This is a genomic window from Stutzerimonas nitrititolerans, from assembly GCF_003696285.1.
Classification (GTDB): Bacteria; Pseudomonadota; Gammaproteobacteria; order Pseudomonadales; family Pseudomonadaceae; genus Stutzerimonas; species Stutzerimonas nitrititolerans.
Map to the genome: position 1 here is coordinate 407,124 of NZ_RFFL01000001.1, position 17,457 is coordinate 424,580.

17 protein-coding genes are annotated in these 17,457 nt (G+C 65.8%); 8 read left to right on the top strand and 9 right to left on the bottom strand.

Annotated elements, in window-relative coordinates; genetic code table 11:
- Positions 1 to 27: 27 nt before the first annotated feature.
- From EA795_RS01890 to EA795_RS01905, 4 genes are all read right to left on the bottom strand, one after another.
- On the bottom strand, positions 28 to 1,827 hold the full coding sequence (locus tag EA795_RS01890; RefSeq protein WP_376779878.1) for a cyclic-di-GMP receptor FimW-related protein: 1,800 nt from the start codon (positions 1,825 to 1,827) through the stop codon (positions 28 to 30).
- Positions 1,828 to 2,032: 205 nt separating this feature from the next.
- Positions 2,033 to 2,923: an archaetidylserine decarboxylase gene (gene asd, locus EA795_RS01895; RefSeq protein ID WP_122075210.1), complete on the bottom strand. Its 891-nt coding sequence runs from the start codon at positions 2,921 to 2,923 to the stop codon at positions 2,033 to 2,035.
- 11 nt (positions 2,924 to 2,934) lie between these two features.
- Positions 2,935 to 3,750 (bottom strand): rhodanese-like domain-containing protein, encoded by an 816-nt coding sequence (locus EA795_RS01900; RefSeq protein WP_122075212.1) that lies wholly within the window; start codon positions 3,748 to 3,750, stop codon positions 2,935 to 2,937.
- Positions 3,751 to 3,793: 43 nt separating this feature from the next.
- Positions 3,794 to 5,308 (bottom strand): HDOD domain-containing protein, encoded by a 1,515-nt coding sequence (locus EA795_RS01905; RefSeq protein WP_122075214.1) that lies wholly within the window; start codon positions 5,306 to 5,308, stop codon positions 3,794 to 3,796.
- 166 nt (positions 5,309 to 5,474) lie between these two features.
- Between EA795_RS01905 and motA the strand changes: the two genes are divergently transcribed.
- Both motA and motB read left to right on the top strand, forming a co-directional pair.
- The gene (gene motA, locus EA795_RS01910) at positions 5,475 to 6,326 is read left to right on the top strand and encodes a flagellar motor stator protein MotA (protein WP_065984407.1); all 852 of its coding nucleotides are present in this window, start codon (positions 5,475 to 5,477) and stop codon (positions 6,324 to 6,326) included.
- 2 nt (positions 6,327 to 6,328) lie between these two features.
- Entirely contained in the window at positions 6,329 to 7,330 is a 1,002-nt protein-coding gene (gene motB / locus EA795_RS01915; RefSeq protein ID WP_058074687.1) for a flagellar motor protein MotB, read from the top strand.
- Positions 7,331 to 7,342: 12 nt separating this feature from the next.
- Here motB and rsgA read toward each other — a convergent pair whose 3' ends face one another.
- Positions 7,343 to 8,374, bottom strand: a complete 1,032-nt coding sequence (rsgA, locus tag EA795_RS01920) for a small ribosomal subunit biogenesis GTPase RsgA (protein WP_122075216.1) — start codon at positions 8,372 to 8,374, stop codon at positions 7,343 to 7,345.
- A gap of 156 nt (positions 8,375 to 8,530) precedes the next feature.
- Here rsgA and orn point away from each other — a divergent pair, with 156 nt between their 5' ends.
- Entirely contained in the window at positions 8,531 to 9,073 is a 543-nt protein-coding gene (orn, locus tag EA795_RS01925) for an oligoribonuclease (RefSeq protein WP_014854292.1), read from the top strand.
- Between the two features lie 100 nt (positions 9,074 to 9,173).
- On the opposite strand, the gene EA795_RS01930 is transcribed toward orn, so the two are convergent.
- From EA795_RS01930 to EA795_RS01940, 3 genes are read right to left on the bottom strand one after another with little or no spacing between them, the layout of a single operon-like run.
- Complete coding sequence (locus tag EA795_RS01930; RefSeq protein ID WP_058074689.1) at positions 9,174 to 9,815, bottom strand: oxidoreductase; 642 nt, start codon at positions 9,813 to 9,815, stop codon at positions 9,174 to 9,176.
- A gap of 20 nt (positions 9,816 to 9,835) precedes the next feature.
- A complete protein-coding gene (locus EA795_RS01935; RefSeq protein ID WP_122075219.1) occupies positions 9,836 to 11,515 on the bottom strand; it encodes a C13 family peptidase in 1,680 nt (559 codons plus the stop codon).
- A gap of 57 nt (positions 11,516 to 11,572) precedes the next feature.
- Positions 11,573 to 12,028 (bottom strand): MaoC family dehydratase, encoded by a 456-nt coding sequence (locus EA795_RS01940; RefSeq protein WP_122075221.1) that lies wholly within the window; start codon positions 12,026 to 12,028, stop codon positions 11,573 to 11,575.
- 202 nt (positions 12,029 to 12,230) lie between these two features.
- Here EA795_RS01940 and EA795_RS01945 point away from each other — a divergent pair, with 202 nt between their 5' ends.
- Genes EA795_RS01945 through EA795_RS01955 form a run of 3 tightly spaced genes read left to right on the top strand, consistent with a single transcriptional unit; the run spans position 12,231 to position 13,901 of the window.
- Positions 12,231 to 12,596: a CidA/LrgA family protein gene (locus EA795_RS01945; RefSeq protein ID WP_058074692.1), complete on the top strand. Its 366-nt coding sequence runs from the start codon at positions 12,231 to 12,233 to the stop codon at positions 12,594 to 12,596.
- Positions 12,593 to 13,309: an LrgB family protein gene (locus EA795_RS01950; RefSeq protein WP_122075223.1), complete on the top strand. Its 717-nt coding sequence runs from the start codon at positions 12,593 to 12,595 to the stop codon at positions 13,307 to 13,309. Before EA795_RS01945 ends, EA795_RS01950 begins: the two co-directional genes overlap by 4 nt.
- 10 nt (positions 13,310 to 13,319) lie before the next feature.
- Positions 13,320 to 13,901: an LON peptidase substrate-binding domain-containing protein gene (locus tag EA795_RS01955; RefSeq protein ID WP_122075225.1), complete on the top strand. Its 582-nt coding sequence runs from the start codon at positions 13,320 to 13,322 to the stop codon at positions 13,899 to 13,901.
- Between the two features lie 56 nt (positions 13,902 to 13,957).
- Here EA795_RS01955 and EA795_RS01960 read toward each other — a convergent pair whose 3' ends face one another.
- Entirely contained in the window at positions 13,958 to 15,280 is a 1,323-nt protein-coding gene (locus tag EA795_RS01960) for a bifunctional DedA family/phosphatase PAP2 family protein (protein WP_122075227.1), read from the bottom strand.
- A 248-nt stretch (positions 15,281 to 15,528) separates the two neighbouring features.
- Here EA795_RS01960 and EA795_RS01965 point away from each other — a divergent pair, with 248 nt between their 5' ends.
- Together EA795_RS01965 and nadD are read left to right on the top strand one after the other, a co-directional pair.
- Positions 15,529 to 16,791 (top strand): glutamate-5-semialdehyde dehydrogenase, encoded by a 1,263-nt coding sequence (locus EA795_RS01965; protein WP_122075229.1) that lies wholly within the window; start codon positions 15,529 to 15,531, stop codon positions 16,789 to 16,791.
- On the top strand, positions 16,791 to 17,450 hold the full coding sequence (gene nadD / locus EA795_RS01970; protein WP_014854283.1) for a nicotinate-nucleotide adenylyltransferase: 660 nt from the start codon (positions 16,791 to 16,793) through the stop codon (positions 17,448 to 17,450). The genes EA795_RS01965 and nadD overlap by 1 nt, the downstream gene beginning before the upstream one ends.
- Positions 17,451 to 17,457 lie beyond the last annotated feature (7 nt).

The following is a 17,457-nucleotide window of genomic DNA, read 5'->3' on the forward strand; positions in this document are numbered from 1 at the left end:
GGCTAGAAAAAGAGGAGAGCCCGCAATCTACAGCGACTTCCAGAGGGAGTCAAAATCTTCGGCCCCGCCCACCGTCCGGTATTGTTGCGCTGTGATAGAGGTCTCCTGGACGGCCTCTGGCTGCCCGACCAGGCGGTATTCGAACTGGTTGTAGTTGCCGATGCTGGCCTGGCGTCGATGCAGGAGCGCGCGGTGTTCCTCGCCGTTCTGATTGATCTGCACCTTGTGTCCTTCCTGGAAGGGCAGTCCCGGTGCGATGAGCGTGGCGGGACGGGAAATGGCGCTGATTTCGGGTAGCAGCAAGGCGCGCAGGTACTCGCTGCCCTGCGTCTGCTTGCGCAGCAGGCGCAGGCCGCAGGGCTGGGCATTGGGCGCGATCAGCTCGACACCCATCTGTGGGGCGCCGCCGCGTACCTGGCGAATCCAGCGCACCACCGCGACGCTCCAGTCCTGCCGGTCGCCTTCCTGCAGGCCGAGCAGCTCGCCGGCCTGCAGCTGTCCCGGCATGTCCGGGGGGCAGGCCAGGCAGAAACCGCCCGGGCTGTGGTTGATCAGTTCCGCCTCATGGGTCGGGAAAGCGGGCTCGGCATCGCCTGGCGCAGGCTCCTGTGACCGTGAGCGGACGAACTCGATCTTGTCGCTGGGCAGCGGGCCGTCATCGGACAGGGTCTGGGCGTCGAACGCCGTGGCCCAGACGTCCGGGGCGGCATTGTTGAGCTTGAACACGGCGCTGGTCGGCGTTCCCGGCAGTTGCAGCAGCTCGTTGAACGGGCGCTGGCCGGCCAGGTAGTAATGCAGCGCGGTCATGCCGACGCACAGTCGCAGGCGGCCCTGGGCGGGCAGGCGCTGGAAGCTGCGTTCGGAAATGCCGCCCCAGGCCATGTCGAGATGGCGCAGCAGGTCGCGGCTCAGCTGGTCGGCGCCAGGCAGAGGCGTCGGGCCGGGCGTCTCCGCTGTGCGCAGCAGATGTTCGCTGATGGCCGATGACAGGAAACGCGTGTCGATCCCCAGCAGCGGTCGTTGATTCTTCTGTTGCAGCAACGTCCGGTAGCGTGGCGGCCCGTCGATCTGTGGCGCGACGGCGAACAGCGAGGCCGAATCGCTCGGCACCTGCACGCTGACCAGCGAAACCCAGCCTTCCAGGGCTCCGGCCAGTTGCCCGATGTGTTGCTGGCGCAGCTGGTTGCTGCGGGCACAACCGAGCATCAGCGCGGCCAGGTAGCTCTGCTCGACGCTCAGGCCGGGTGCATGGCGGGCCAGCTCGTCGCGCACCAGCGTGCGCTGCAGGGCGCGCTCGGCGGCGATGCTGTAGAGCTGGTGCAGCTCCAGCCAGAGCCCCTCGGGCGTCGGGCTGTACAGTTGGCAGGCACGCACCAGCATCGCGCGCAGGCTCTGGATCGACCGCTGCAGGGCGACGGTGAGCAGTTGCGGAGGGTCGTCGGAGTGCTGCGCAACCAGCTGCACGACGATCAGTTTGTAGCCCATCGCCAGATGGTTCTGCAGCGCCTGGCAAAGCGCCAGGGTCTTGCGGGGCCGCTCGCTGAGCACGATGGGCTGGTTGAGAAAGTGGCGCTCCAGCTGCCCGCAGACGAAGTCGATCTCCGGGCGCAGTTTCTCCAGCAGATGCACGCGTTTTCGCGCATCGATGCTCAGGCGATTGAGCTCGATCATCGCCTGGTAGAGACGCCGCGCCGTCTCGCCGAGATTGGCCTTGGGCAGCGCGGCGAGCCAGCGTTCGAGGTCGCGAACGTTGGGCTCGCAGAACGACAGCGTTTGGCAATCCGGTGTGGGCACACGCAACAGCAGCGGTTGGCTGAGACTTTCCAACAGGTAACTCCGCGACATGACGTCAGCGCCTCGGTCCGCTGGGGCCTCGGCAGGCTGTATCGATAGTCGTCATCATGATGGCACTATGAAATCACTGTTGCCATCATAGCCGACTGACGCGAAGCAGCAATGCGTGGGGGACAGTCGGTCGCAGAAGGGCGCTGCCCGGAAGGGTACCGGCAGCGCATTTTGGCGGGGTGAGGCCTTACTCGTCGGGCGTCGCCGTGGCCTGCAGCGGTGCGTAGACCTGGCCCAGGCTCTCGCCCATGCAGACTGGGCTCAGCGCCTTGAGCTGCTCTGCCCAGCGTACCTGCTCGGGGCCGAACAGCAGGATCACCGTCGAACCCAGCTTGAAGCGGCCCATCTCGGCACCCTTTTCCAGATGGATGGGCGCACGCGCGGCCTCGTCGTAGCGCAGGGTCTTCAGGGCACGCTTGGGCGGTGTGACCAGCCCGGCCCAGACGGTTTCGATGCTGGCGACGATCATCGCGCCCACCAGCACCATGGCCATCGGCCCGCGTTCGGTGTCGAACAGACAGACCACGCGCTCGTTGCGGGCGAAGAGTTCCGGTACGCCCTCGGCGGTCACGGTGTTCACCGAGAAGATCCGCCCAGGCACGTAGACCATTTCACGCAGGGTGCCGGCCAGCGGCATGTGCACGCGGTGATAGTCCTTGGGCGACAGGTAGACGGTGGCGAAATCGCCGCCCATGAAGGGCGCCGCGCGTTCGTGGTCGCCGCCGAGCAGCTCCATCACGCTGTAGCTGTGGCCTTTGGCCTGGAAGATGCGGCCCTGTTCGATCCGGCCCAGTTGGCTGATGGCGCCGTCGCAGGGGTTGAGGATGGCGCCGGGGGTGGGGTCCAGCGGCCGCGCGCCTTCCTTCAGCGCACGGGTGAAGAAAGCATTGAAGTGTTCGTAGTCGGTGGGTTCCTCGATCCGCGCTTCGCGCATGTCGACACCGAAATGCCGTACGAACCACTTGATGAAGGTGTTCTTCACCCAGGGCAACCGGCATTCGGCCAGGCAGCCGGCCAGGCGCGAGATCAGGTGGTGCGGAAGCAGGTACTGGCTGAGAACGAACAAGCGATCTTTCATGGATGAACCTTTCATTGCTGGATCGGCGTATCGGGCAGGTTGCCCCATTCGCCCCAGGAGCCGGCATAGCCTTTGACGCGCGGATAGCCCAGGGCCTTGGCCAGCAGGTAGGTGAAGCCGGAGCGGTGATGCGTCTGGCAGTGAGTGATGATTTCCTTGTCGGCGCTGATGCCGAGTGCCTGCAGCCGCTCGGCGATGTCTTCGCGGATGCGCAGGGCGCGCTGCGGATCCATCGCCGCGGTCCATTCGAAGTTGATCGCGCCGGGCATGTGTCCGGCACGCGCGGCCAGGGCTTTCTCGCCACGGTATTCGGCGGGTGTGCGGGCATCCCAGATGGCCAGGTCCGCGGCGCCGAGGCGGCTTTCGATGTAGTCGCGGGTCGCGGTGGGCTCATCATGCAGCTCGAGCGCGACGGGCCCGCCGACGCTTTCCGGTCGCGCTTGCGACAGCGGCCGCTGTTCGGCCAGCCAGGCGTGCAGGCCGCCGTTGAGGTAGTGGTAATGCGGGTGGCCGATCACATCCAGCAGCCAGATGAAGCGTCCCGCCCAGCCGCCGCCTTCGTCGTCGTACACCACGTAGACCGCCTCGGGGCGGTGGCCGAGTGCACCGAAGAGGGCTTCCAGCTGCGCCTTGTCGGGCAGAAGGCCGGGCGCCGGCGACTGTCCCTTCTGGGTCTGCCTGGGGTCGACGAAGCGTGCGCCGGGCAAGTGGCCTTCGGCGTAACGCTGAGCGCTGGTCAGGTCGACGAGTATCAGTTCCGGCGCATCGAGGCGGTCAGCCAGATCGGCAGGCTCGATCACCAGCGGCAGGTCGGAGAAGGCGGACATGGTGGTCTCGGCAACGTTCAAAAGGCGGAGTCTAGCGAAAAACTCAGCGTCCGCGCTTGCCGAAAGTGGCAAGCGCGCGTTCGATACATTGCACCGTTTTGCCGAATGCCTGCAGACCGACCTCGCTGAAGGGCAGGTCGTTCTGGTCGGCGATCACAAGCAGCATCACGCGCCCTTCATGGCCGATGGAGCGCAGCAGCAGGTGTTCGCCGGCGAACAGCGCCTTGAGCGCGCCCGGCAGCAGTGCGGAAAACTGTGCCATGTTGCCCGGGCTGAGTCGCAGTTGTGCCGGCTTTTCCAGCAACTGACGCAGTACCTGGCTCTGATCGGGATCAAGGTCCAGCCGCATCGCCTCGCGCGGCAGGCCGATGCACTGCTGGCTGACGAGGCGGCGTTGGCGCTGGTCCAGCCACAGCAGCAGGACGCGCTGCATGCCGGCGCTTTCCAGCGCCTTGCCGGCCGCTGCGGTCAATTGCAGCACGTTGTCATAGGGGCTTTTCTCGCTCAGCAACTGGCGGCATTGCTCGCGCCAGGCCGCCAGCGCTGCGCTGCTGGGCAGCCTGGCGAGCTTTTCCTGCTGGAAGCGGCTGTTCCACGGCCAGAGCAGGCCTTGCGCCGGGTGCCAGAGATCGGTGCGGCCGATTGCGCGGGCGCTTTCCACGGCCTGCTGGTGCACCCGCTGCTGCAGCTCGGTCAACGGTATCTGCAGGTAGAGACCGGCCAGCCGCTGCCAGCGCAGGCTGTGGGTGCCGCTCCAGCTGTGGTGCGCGGTCAGCGCGATGCCGTTGGCGAGCAGGATGGTATTGCTCGGCAGCGTCAGCCAGCGGCGCAGATCGGGATCGGCGTCCAGCAGCTGTTGCTGGTGTAGCGGATGCTCGTTGTCGCGGGCGATGTGCAGGGCCTTGATCAGCATCCGCCGATTCCTGCCGAGCAGGATGTAGCCCTGGAGGATCCAGGCCGGCAGGTTCCAGTGGCGGGCCAGCGCCAGGCAGAGCTCGAGCAGCGAAACGCCGAGCAGCGATTGCTCGACCCGGCTGGCCGGCTCGCCCTTGACCAGAACGCGTTGCTCCCAGGTTTCGAGCAACTGTGGATGCGCCGCGACCAGTGCCCAGAGCGGCGACAGGAACAGCAGGCTGCTCCAGTGGACTTCCTGTGCGAGTCGCGCCAGGCGGTCGCCGAACAATCCGCTGGCCTGCTGACTGGCGTGACGGCTGATCAGCACCATCTGCCGCAGGGGCGCCGGGATGTCCTGGGTTTCGACGGCGGGAATCCTGGCCAGCAGTTGCTCTGCGCGTTGCAGGCCGATGCGGCTGAGCGCCACTTCGAGGCTTTCCGCCGGTTCGCTGGCCGCGCCGACATTGCGATTGGCTTCGCGGATCACGTTGAGCGCCAGCACCGGGCTGACCTGGATCAGCTCGGCGATCTGGCGCATGGACAGGCTGCTGTCGCGCAGCGCCTGGCAAACTTCGCGATGGGGGCCGGCAAAGGCGGGCAGCGCCACGGCGTCCAGCGCTTTGATCCAGGCAGGCAGGGAGCGGGGCAGGGCGGTCGTGGTCATGGTCTCGAACTGGCTTTTCGTCGGGATGGCCTTTAGTCTGGCGCAAAAGTTCCGATAACCAGAACAATTCTTTCGCCAACCCCTTGACGGGATTTCCGGTAGTACCTGGGTGCCCCGTCGCATCGGCTGCCAGCGGTCCGCAAACAGGCTTCAGACGTAACCCCATATGGTAAAGATCCTCGGCATCATCGTTGTGTTCGCCAGTGTGCTGGGCGGATTCGCACTTTCCGGCGGCAAGATCGCTGCGCTGCTCCATCCATTCGAATTCATGATCATCGGCGGCGCCGCGCTGGGTGCTTTCCTGCAGGCCAACCCGGGGAGCACCACCAAGGTGGTGTTCCGCAAATCGCTGCAGATGTTCAGCACCCGTTTCACCCAGGCCTTCTATCTGGAAGTGCTGCGGCTGCATTACGAAATACTCAACAAGAGCCGCCGCGAAGGCATGATGGCCATCGAGGCGGACATCGAGGAGCCCGCTTCCAGCCCCATCTTCAGCAAGTATCCCGCCATCCTCAAGGATGAGCGGATGACGGCGTTCATCTGCGATTACCTGCGCATCATGTCCTCCGGCAACATGGCGCCCCATGAGCTGGAAGGCCTGTTCGACATGGAGCTGGCCAGCCTCAAGGAAGAACTGGAGCATCCGTCCCATGCGGTGACGCGCGTCGCGGACGGACTGCCGGCGGTGGGTATCGTCGCGGCGGTGCTGGGCATCGTGATCACCATGGCGATCCTGGCCGATGCCAGCAACGCCATGATTGGCGAGAAGGTTGCCACGGCGCTGGTGGGGACCTTCATCGGCATCCTCGCGTCCTACGGTTTCGTCGGTCCTCTGGCCGCCTCGCTGGAGCACGATGCGCGGGAAGAACTGAATCTTTATGAAGCCATCAAGGCGACGCTGGTCGCCTCGGCATCCGGCATGCCGCCGACCCTGGCCGTCGAGTTCGGGCGCAAGGTGCTGTTCGCCGCGCACCGGCCGACGTTCGCCGAACTCGAACAAGCCATGCGTGGCAGCTAAGCATGGACAACAACCAGCCGATCATCGTCAAGCGCGGCGCCAAGCGCGGAGGCGGGCATCACGGTGGCGCCTGGAAGATCGCCTTCGCCGACTTCATGACCGCGATGATGGCCTTCTTCCTGGTGATGTGGCTGATGAGCTCGGCCACGCCGGAGCAGAAGCGCGCGATATCCGGGTACTTCCAGGACCCGATCGGGTTCACCGAAAGCGCCAGCCCGCACGTCATCGACCTGGGCGGAACGCCCACGCCATCGCCGGACCGCACGCTCAACGCCGACGTCGAGCCGGCCATGCAGCAAAGCGAATCCAGCCTCGATGCCGAACAGGCGCAGACCTTTGCCGAGCAGCTGGAAAACCAGCGTCTCGAACTGCTGCTGCAGGAATTGCAGAACAAGATCGAGGAGGACCCCGATCTGACCCGCTACATGGATCAGATTCTGTTCGAGATCACCCAGGACGGGCTGCGCATCCAGATCATGGATGCCGAGAACCGGCCGATGTTCGACCTCGGCAGCGCTCGGTTGCAGCCTTACTTCGAGGACATTCTGCTGGCCATGGCGGATGTCATCCAGACGATGCCGAACAAGATCAGCATCAGCGGCCATACCGATGCCAAGCCGTACGCGGGGCAGGGCGATTTCGGCAACTGGGAACTGTCGGCCAGTCGGGCCAACGCGGCGCGACGCGCGCTGGTCGCGGGGCGTTATCCCGAAGAGCAGATCGCGCGCGTGGTGGGCTATGCCTCATCGGCATTGTTCGACCGGGAAGATCCGTTCAACCCGGTCAACCGCCGTATCGACATCCTGGTGCTGACCAAGAAGGCGCAGCGCTCCATCGAGCAGGGGCAGCAGCCGAGCATGGAAGCCGGCGAAGACGCTGGTGCCGCCGGGACGAGCGCCGAGCCCGCTACCGGCGACGCTGAGCCGCTACAGCCGGGAGCGGTGCGCGAACGCCTGAACATCTTCGAGGATGGCGTACTGAAGTTCGATGAGCCGGAAAGCTGATAAAGCCTCCAGCTAGTAATCCGCCTCGGGCATGCTGCTGAGAATGTGCCGATAGCTGGCCATGCGCTGTGGCTGGATGCGGCCTTCGTCGAGCGCCTTGAGCAGGGCGCAGCCGGGCTCGCGATCATGCTTGCAGTCGCGAAAGCGGCAATGGCCCAGCACATCGCGGAACTCGATGAAGCCGGCTTCCACATCCGCGCGGCTGACATGCATTAGCCCGAATTCGCGTATGCCGGGCGAATCGATCAGCTCGCCGCCACCAGGGAAATGAAAAAGCCGTGCGGTGGTGGTGGTGTGAGTGCCCTTGCCGGTCATTTCCGATAGCGCGCCCACCCGCGTTTCCACGCCGGGCAGCAGGCTGTTCACCAGCGAGGATTTGCCGACGCCCGACTGGCCGACGAATACGCTGACATGGCCATCGAGGCGTACGCGCAGGCTGTCCATGCCGTCGCCATCGCGGGCGGAGACTTCCAGCAGCGGATAGCCGAGGCTGCGATAGACGCCGAGCAGCGCATTCAGCGCCTTCTCGTTCTGCTCGTCGACCAGGTCGGCCTTGTTCAACAGCAGCAGCGGCGTGATGCCGGCGTGCTCGGCGGCCACCAGGTAACGGTCGATGAGGTTGGCATGGGGTTCGGGCAGCGGCGCGAAGACGATCACGATGAGATCGACATTGGCCGCCACGGGCTTGAGCTGACCGCGGGTGTCGGGGCGGCACAGCTCGGTCTGGCGTGGCAGTTGCGCGACGATGACGCCGATGCCCTGATTGCCCGGGCGCCAGACGACGCGGTCGCCGGTGACCAGCGCCGGCAGGTTGGCGCGCAGGTGACAGCGGAACACTTCGCCGGCCTGTTCGCCCTGCTGCGCCTCGACCTCTACCTGGACACCGAAGTGGGCGATCACCAGGCCGGTCTGTTCCGGTCCCAGGTCACCCCCTTCGAGTTCTTCGAGCGCGCGTGACTCGCGCCGTGCCGCGCGGCTTGCACGCTCTTCCTGGATTTTCTCGATGCGCCAGCTTTGCCGGCGGTTGAGTTGGCGTTTGGCCATTTGCGAGGGATGCCCAGGGCTGAAAGAACGCGAGTCTAACATGAGCTTTTTTGCCTTAGCGCTCTGTCCGATGCAGCCGTCCTTCGTTTCGGCCCATGGTACCTGACGGCTTCAGTCCGAGCGGCTAAACTGCGCGCCATCGTCAAGGAGCTCATCATGCAGAACCCACAAAACCTGATCTGGATCGACCTGGAGATGACCGGCCTGAATCCGGATTCGGACGTGATCATCGAGATGGCCACCATCGTCACCGACAGCCAGCTCAACGTGCTGGCCGAGGGGCCGGTGATCGCGGTGCACCAGAGCGATGAAATCCTCGCCGGCATGGATGAATGGAACACCCGCCAGCATGGTGGCTCGGGCCTGACGCAGCGGGTGCGCGAAAGCACCATCCTTACCGCCGAAGCCGAGGCGTTGACGCTGGCGTTTCTCGAGCAATGGGTACCGAAAGGCAAGTCGCCGATCTGCGGCAACAGCATCTGCCAGGATCGGCGTTTCCTCTATCGGCACATGCCGGCGCTGGAAGCCTACTTCCACTACCGCAACCTGGACGTGTCGACGCTCAAGGAGCTGGCGGCGCGCTGGTCGCCGGAGATCATGAGCGGCTTCAAGAAAGGCGGGACGCACCTGGCGCTGGACGACATCCGCGAATCGATCGCAGAGCTGCGTTATTACCGGGAACACTTCATCAAAGGGTAAAACCGACAAGCGCGCTGGAGGCTGGAAGGCTGGACGAAAAACATGATGGGGGCTGGCGTTAGCTCACATGCTGATCAGCCTCCAGCCTCCAGCCTCCAGCCTATTTCCCCAGTTTTCTCAGCTCATCGGATTCGACGATCCGGACGCCATCGTTGTCTTCCAGAGCCAGGCGCCAGAGCGCGCGGGCCAGGGTGCAGGCGGCGATGCCGCGGTACTTGCCCGGCAGCAGCTGAGACAGCGGTGCGGTCATTCGCTCCAGCGGGCGGATTTCCATGCGCGGGCCGAGCAGTTGCGAAGGCCGGGCGATGGTCAGCTGTGGCCAGTCCTGCGCTTGCAGCGCCTCCTCCATCTCGCCCTTGGTTCGGCAATAGAACAGGTTGCTCTGCGGGTTGGCCCCCAGTGAGCTGATCACCAGCAGGTGACGGGCGCCGAGTTCGCGGGCGCGCTCGGCGAAGGCCAGCACCAGGTCGTGGTCGATGGCGCGGAAGGCTTCCTGGCTGCCGGCTTCCTTGAGCGTGGAGCCCAGGCAGCAGAAGGCGGTGTCGATATCGCCACTCAACTGCGGCAACAGCGTCCGCAATGGGCCGATGGGATTGTCCAGCCGGGGGTGTTCGGCCAGCGGCTTGCGTGTCGGCGCCAGCACGCACTCCACGGTGGGTTCGTTGAGCAATCGATCGAGCAGATGCTCGCCGGTCAGTCCGGTGGCGCCGGCAAGCAGAATACGTTGTGGCGTCAGATACATGGCCTTGCTCCCTGTGTCGATCAATCGGCAGGCGCCGGCTGTGCCCCGTACAGGGCATGCCAGCGCTCGACCACCTGTGGCGGAGCCCAGATCTGCGGCTCCGATGCTTGATAGTGGTCGGCCTGTTCGCGCTCGGCAACCTTCGCCTGCGCCAGCGTGAAGGCCTGCACGATATCCGTCGTTTCCTGCAGCGCCTCGGCAAACAGCGCCCGGCCGAAATAGGTGAAGTCGTTCTGCTCCGAACAGCCGAAAGACACCCGATCGGCTCGCGCGGCCGTAATGATCAGAGTCCGGGGATTCTTCATCGGTTCGATGAAGCCGCCCGAGTAGCAGGCGGAGATGACGATCACCAGGTTGCGCTCGGCCAGTGGCGCGAGCAGGCGTGCCAGCTCGCGGGCGGGCAGATCCTCCAGCGCCAGGCGTGGCTGCTGCAGGGCCAGGCGGTGATCGGCCGAGCCGTGGCTGGTGAAGTACATGAACAGCAGGTCTTCCGGGCCGCTGCGTTCGGCCAGTGCCTGGATGGCCCGTGCAAGGTTCTCGCGGGTGGCCAGCGGCCGGTCGGTGAAGTGGTCGCGATGGTTGACCAGGCTGATCTGGCCGTGGGCGGAAAAGCGCTCGGCCAGCAACCGCGTGACGTAGTCGGCCTCGCGGAGGAACACGCTCTGCTCGCCGTCACCGGCAAAGGTCAGGCTGTACAGCTCGCTGGCCGCGGTCGAAGCGGGCAGGGCGGCGATGGCCCGGTCGAGCAGCGCGCCCTGTTCCAGCAGGGCGATTTCCAGCGGGTCCGGCAGCGACTGGCCATTTTCGTCGTGGGTGCGCCGGCCCTGGTGCCAGGTGCCACGCTGCAGGGTGCCATCGCCCAAGGTCAGCTCCCCCTGCCCATCGAAACGACCCTGCCGGAACTGGCCCACATAGCGGCGACCATCGGCGAGGTCCAGGCTGCCCTGGCCGTGATAGCGCCAGTTCTGGAACCGGCCGCGATAATGGCTGCCGTCGCTGCCGATGTACTGGCCTTCGCCGTTCAGCTCGCCCTCCTCGAAGCTGCCGATCCAGGCATTGCCTTCGGCATCCTCGTAGCGGCCCTGGCCATGAAACTGATCGCCCTGGAACAGGCCGCTGTACCGCGCGCCATCATGCCCGGCGAACGTGCCCGGACCCTCGAGCAGACCGCTTTCGAAGTGGCCGCTGTACTGTCCCTGGGCGTCGCTACGGGTGCCTTCGCCTTGCGGCAGGCCCTTGACGAACTGGCCGTGGTGGACGACGCCATCTTCCTGCCGCAGGATGCCGCTACCGTGATAGAGGCCGTCGCGAAATGCGCCCTGGTAGTTCATGCCCTGCTGGCGATAGCTGCCTTGGCCGTTGAGGCTGCCCTGGCGGAACTCCCCTTCGAAACTGCCGCCATCGGCGAAGCTGAAACGCCCCTGGCCTTGGAACAGGCCGTTGCTAAATTCGCCTTCGTAGCGGTCGCCGGTGGGGCCCAGCCAGAGCCCCTGGCCGTGCCACTGGCCGTCCTTGAACGCGCCCTGATAGCTGGCGCCGTTGGGGTAGTCCAGCCGACCCTGGCCTTGCAGCAGCCCGTCGACGATGACGCCGCGATAACGCCCGCCGTCGGGCAGGATGGCATCGGGTGGCGTCAACGGTTCGCCTTCACCACAGGCGGTGAGCAGGCAGGCGAGAAGAAGCAGGTAAAGCAGGCGCATGCGGTCGTCCGGTGGGCAGGATGACCGCAGTATGCCGTAACCGGAGGGCACGACACCTCAGAGATAGCAGAGCGCCAATGTCTCGGCGACGTAGGCGGGCTTCTCCGTCCCTTCTATCTCCATCACCGCGCGCGCCTTGAGCAGCCACTGCCCGGGGTTCTTCTCGTAGGCGTCGAGCAGGGTCACGGCCAGGCGTACGCGGGAGCCAACCCGGACCGGCTGGATGAAGCGCAGGGTGTCCAGACCATAGTTGACGCCCATCCGCGTGCCCTGTGGAACCACCAGCAGGTCGCCCATCATCATGGGAAGCAGCGACAGCGAGAGGAAGCCGTGGGCGATGGTGCCGCCGAACGGCGTCTGCGCGGCTTTTTCCGGATCGACATGGATGAACTGGTGGTCACCGGTACAGTCGGCGAACTGGTCGACGCGCTGCTGATCGATGGTCAGCCACTCGGAGTGGCCCAGTTCCTTGCCGATGTAGTCCTTGAGTTCTGCTGCGGGTACCTGGGGCATAGGTTCTCTCGGGTTGTCGTGGGTGGGATTGTTAGATCAGCATGCGATCGCCGATTCGGCCAACGAGCATCGCTGGCGCGAATGATGGGCCATAGTTGTGGGGGCGGCGTGATGCGCGCCGCTGCCCGTGCAGCCCGTCATCGTCCCTGTGTTTCCGGTGGCGGGTCCGTATAATCGCGCCCCTTTTTTTCGGGAGGCTTCCATGCTGCTACGCGGCCTGACCTGGCTGGTACTGTTCCAACTGCTCGGCACGGCGTTGAACGTGCTGCTGTTGCCCATGCTGCCCGGGCCGATCATCGGTCTGCTGCTGCTTTTCGTGGCGCTGCTATTGCGCGGCCAGGCGAGCGAGTCGCTGCAGGTGGCGGCGAGCGGCCTGCTGCGCTACCTGCCCTTGTTGCTGGTGCCGCCGGCGGTGGGGGTGATGGCCTATACCGAGGCGATTCTGCGAGACTTCTGGGCCATCGTCGGCGTGCTGGTGCTGTCCCTGGTGCTCTCGCTGGTGTTCACCGGCTGGCTGATGCAGCGCCTGATCGGTCGGCGCAAGCAGGCCGGGAAGGAGGCCGCATGAACGTGCAATGGGAGGCCGCCTGGCAGGCGGTGATTCACCATCCCCTGTTTGGCGTGGCCATCACGCTGGCGGCGTTCCAGCTGTCCTACGCCGCCTACGAGAAGACGCGCTGGGTGTTCCTGCAGCCCGTGCTGGTGTCGATGCTCATGGTGGTGGGCGTGCTGCTGGCCTGTGGGCTCGGCTACGAGGACTACCGACTCAGCGCGCAGATGCTGACCGTCATGCTGGGACCGGCGACGGTGGCGCTGGCGGCGCCGCTGTACCTCAACCTGCGCCGGATTCGCGAGTTGTTCGGGCCGATCATGATCACCCTGCTGGTCGGCGGCATCACCGCGACGGCGCTGGGCATGGCGCTGGCGTGGGCTTTCGGTGCGGACCGGATGGTCCTGATGACCCTGGCACCCAAGTCGGTGACTTCGCCGATCGCCATGCTGGTGGCCGAACAGATCGGCGGCGTGGTGGCGCTGGCGGCGGTGTTCGTGATGATCACCGGTATTCTCGGGGCGATCTTCGGTCCGGAACTGTTGCGCCGCTTTGGCGTTCAGCATCCTGCGGCCCGCGGCATGGCGCTGGGCCTGACTGCCCACGCGGTGGGCACCGCCCAGGCGCTGCAGGAAAGCGAGGAGTGCGGCGCCTTTGCCGCGCTGGCGATGAGCCTGATGGGCGTGCTGACCGCCGTACTGCTGCCGCTGGCGGTGTCCCTGTCGTTGTGAAGGAGCCTGCATGAGATTGCCCCTGTTCCCGCTCGATACCGTGCTGTTTCCCGGCTGTATCCTGGATCTGCAGCTGTTCGAGGCGCGCTACCTGGACATGATCAGTCGTTGTCTCAAGGCCGATCACGGTTTCGGCGTGGTGCGCATCCTGCAAGGGCTGGAAGTCGGGCCGGCGGCGACCGCCTTTGCCGGCATCGGCTGCGAGGCGGTGATCCGTGACTGGCAGCAGCAACCCAATGGCCTGCTCGGCATTCGGGTGGACGGGCAGCGGCGTTTCGATATCGAGCGTACCGAGGTGCAGGCCGACCAGCTGATCGTGGCCGATGTTCGCTGGCGCCCCGAGCCGGACGACGCGCCGCTGGACGACGGCCATGCCGACCTGGTGATGCTGCTCGAAGCGCTCCGGCAGCATCCCATGGTGCGCTCGCTGGGAATGAACGATGCAGTCGGCGGACGCCGCGCGCTGGCCGACCAGTTGGCCTACCTGCTGCCCTTCCAGCCGGAGCACAAGATCGAGTTGTTGCAGCTGGAGGATGTCGATCTTCGGCTGCAGCGGATTCAAACCCTGCTGGAGCGGTTGCAGGGCGATTGAGCCGATGAAAAAGCGCAGGGGCTGGAATTCCCGGCAAAGAGCAACGGCGAGTAGCCTCAAGGCTGGTAGCGATACAACCCCATAGCGCCAGGCAGCGCCCAGACTGTGAAGGCGCCCAGCAATCCCAGGCTGGCGGGCAGGACGAGCCACCAGACCCGCGCCGGCAGCACGGGCATCGGCGTGCGCCATTGCACCAGCGTCAGGCTCGCCGCGCAGGCCGAGGCTGCCAGCATCGCGCCGGCGAGCACGTCGCTCGGCCAGTGCACGCCCAGGTAGACCCGTGACAGGGCGATCGCTGTAGCCGGCAGGCACGCCAGCAACAGCCAGGTCAGGCGCATGCGCGGTGGCTGCTCGCGTCCGGCCAGTACCCCCAGCGTCAGGAAGAAGGCGAAGGCTGCCGAACTGTGACCGCTGGGGAAGCTGAAGCTGCTCAGCGGCTCGAGCAGCACGTCAGGACGGCTTCGCGCGAACAGCGCTTTCAGGGCGCCATTGGCCAGCGCCGTGCCCAGCAGGGTGAGGATGGCGAACAGCGCGGCTTTCCACTGGCGCAGCAGAAGCAGCAACAGGCTCAGCAGGACCCCGGCCCACAGTTGGGTATTGAAGTCGCCGACGCGGGTGATGATCACCATCAAGCGGTCGAAGGGCAGGCTGCGCTCCTGCTGGATGACGGCCAGCAGCCCTTCATCGAACTCGATCAGGTAGGGCCAGCCGAGGAACAGACCGATCAGCAGGGTGAGGCAAAGTCCCGTCGCCAGCGGCGTGACCCAGCGCAGCTGGCGCAGGCTGCCATGGACGATGAGGCCGATGATTCCGAGCAATGCCACCAGAACGATGGCCGCCTCGCCCCAGAAGCCATCCGGCAGCGGCAGGCGGACGGCCGCGCCGGTCGTCCAGCCGGGCAGCAGGTAGGCCATGGCCCAGCCGGCTGCGGCGACCAGGCTGACCAGCAGGAAGCGGCCGAAGGGCATGTCGAGCATGCCCGCCGTCATCGGCAGCATGGGCCGCAATGGGCCGATGAAACGGCCCACCAGCAGGCTGGCGACGCCATAGCGGTTGACGTACGCCTCCGCGCGGGCCAGCCACTCGGGGTGGTTGCGCAACCCGCGCAGGCTGCGGATGTTCTGGTGATAGCGGCGCCCCAGCGCGTAGGACAGCAGGTCGCCGGTCAGGCCACCGATGAAGCCCAGCAGCAGGGTCTCACCCAGGCCGAGCACGCCGCTGCCGGCCAGCATCGCCAGGGTGAATAGCAGAACGGTGCCCGGTACCAGCAGGCCCACCACCGCCAGGCATTCGACGCAGGCGGCGACCAGCAGGATCAGGCCCAGCCATTGGGGATGCTGGGTGAGCCAGTCGATCAGGAATTGGTACCACTGGCCCATGCCGCGTTCCTTGGTTGATTGCCGGTTCGACATTATGAGCGTCCGCCGGTTTCCGGTGCAGGTCAAAGGACGACAAAAGCGCTGGAGGCTGGAAGGCTGGACGAAAAAGCTTGGCTGTGGGTTGGCGTTAGCTCGCACACTCTCCAGCCTCCAGCCTCCAGCCTTTAACCATTCGCCCGGGGCCGCTGTGCGTGAAGGGCCAAGCTGGCTATAATCTGTCGCTTTCCCTTCCGTCAGGGCAGAAGACCATGACCGAGTCCGTGCACGACTATATGACCCGCCTGGGCCGCGCCGCGCGCGAGGCTTCGCGGGTGCTTGCCCGCGCCAGTACGGCGCAGAAGAATCGCGCGCTGCAGGCTGCGGCCAGCGCGCTGGATGCGGCCCGCACCGAACTGAGCGCCGCCAACGAACAGGATCTGGCCTCGGGGCGCAGCAATGGCCTGGACGAGGCCATGCTCGACCGGCTGGCGCTGACCCCTGCGCGCATCGACGACATGATCGAAGGGCTGCGCCAGGTCGCCGCACTGCCGGACCCCATCGGCGAGATCCGCGACATGCGCTACCTGCCGTCCGGCATCCAGGTCGGCAAGATGCGCGTGCCGCTGGGCGTGGTCGGCATCATCTACGAGTCGCGTCCCAACGTGACCATCGACGCCGCCAGCCTGTGCCTGAAGTCGGGCAACGCCACCATCCTGCGCGGCGGTTCGGAAGCCATCCATTCCAACCAGGCGATTGCCCGCTGCATCCAGTTGGGCCTGGCCGAGGCAGGCTTGCCGGCCGCCGCGGTGCAGGTGGTGGAGACCACCGATCGCGCCGCCGTAGGCGCGCTGATCGCCATGCCCGAGTTCGTCGACGTGATAGTGCCGCGCGGCGGCAAGGGGCTGATCGAGCGCATCAGCCGCGAGGCGCGCGTGCCGGTGATCAAGCATCTGGATGGCATCTGTCACGTCTACATCGACGTCGCCGCGGATATCGACAAGGCCGTGCGCATCGCCGACAACGCCAAGACCCAGCGCTACGCGCCGTGCAACACCATGGAGACGCTGCTGGTGCACGCCGCTATCGCCGGCAAGGTGCTGCCGCCGCTGGCGGCGATCTATCGCGAGAAGGGCGTCGAGCTGCGCGGCTGCGGGCAAACCCGCGAGCTGCTCGGTGATGTGCTGGAGGCCAGCGAGGAAGACTGGAGCACCGAATACAACGCGCCGATCCTGTCGATCAAGATCGTCGAATCGCTGGATGCCGCCATCGAGCACATCAATCGCTACGGCTCGCAGCACACCGATGCCATCGTCACCGAGAACTTCACCGATGCGCGGCGCTTCCTCACCGAGGTAGACTCCAGCTCGGTGATGATCAACGCCTCGACACGCTTCGCCGACGGCTTCGAATACGGCCTGGGCGCCGAGATCGGCATTTCCACGGACAAGCTGCACGCCCGCGGCCCGGTAGGCCTGGAAGGGCTGACCAGCGAGAAGTACGTGGTCTTCGGCGACGGTCACGTCCGCACTTGATGACAAGACGCAGCGGCGCCCGACGCATCGGCATCCTCGGCGGCACCTTCGATCCGGTGCACATCGGGCATCTGCGCGGCGCGCTGGAAGTCACCGAGATGCTCGCGCTGGACGAGCTGCGGCTGGTGCCCAACGCGCGTCCGCCCCATCGCGATACCCCGCACAGCTCATCGCAGGATCGCCTGGCCATGGTGCGGCTGGCCGTACAGGACGTTCCGCAGCTGAAGGTCGATGCCCGCGAGCTGGAACGCGATCGGCCCTCCTACACCATCGATACGCTCGAATCGCTGCGAGCCGAGCTGGCGGCGGACGACCAGCTGTTCCTGCTGATGGGCTGGGATGCCTTCTGCGGGTTGCCCGGCTGGCATCGCTGGGAGGAGCTGCTCGAGCATTGCCATATCCTCGTGCTGCAGCGGCCGGATGCCGGCAGCGAGGCGCCGGAAGCGCTGCGCGACATGCTGGCCGCGCGTAGCGTGGCCGACCCGCAGGCGCTGGAGGGCAGCTGCGGCCAGATCAGTTTCGTCTGGCAGGCGCCTCTCGGGGTGTCGGCGACACGAATTCGTCAATCCCTTGCCAGTGGCAGATCGGTCCGTTTCCTGGTGCCCGATGCCGTACTGGCTTATATCAACGCGCACGGGCTGTACCGGGCGTCGAACTGAGGTTGTT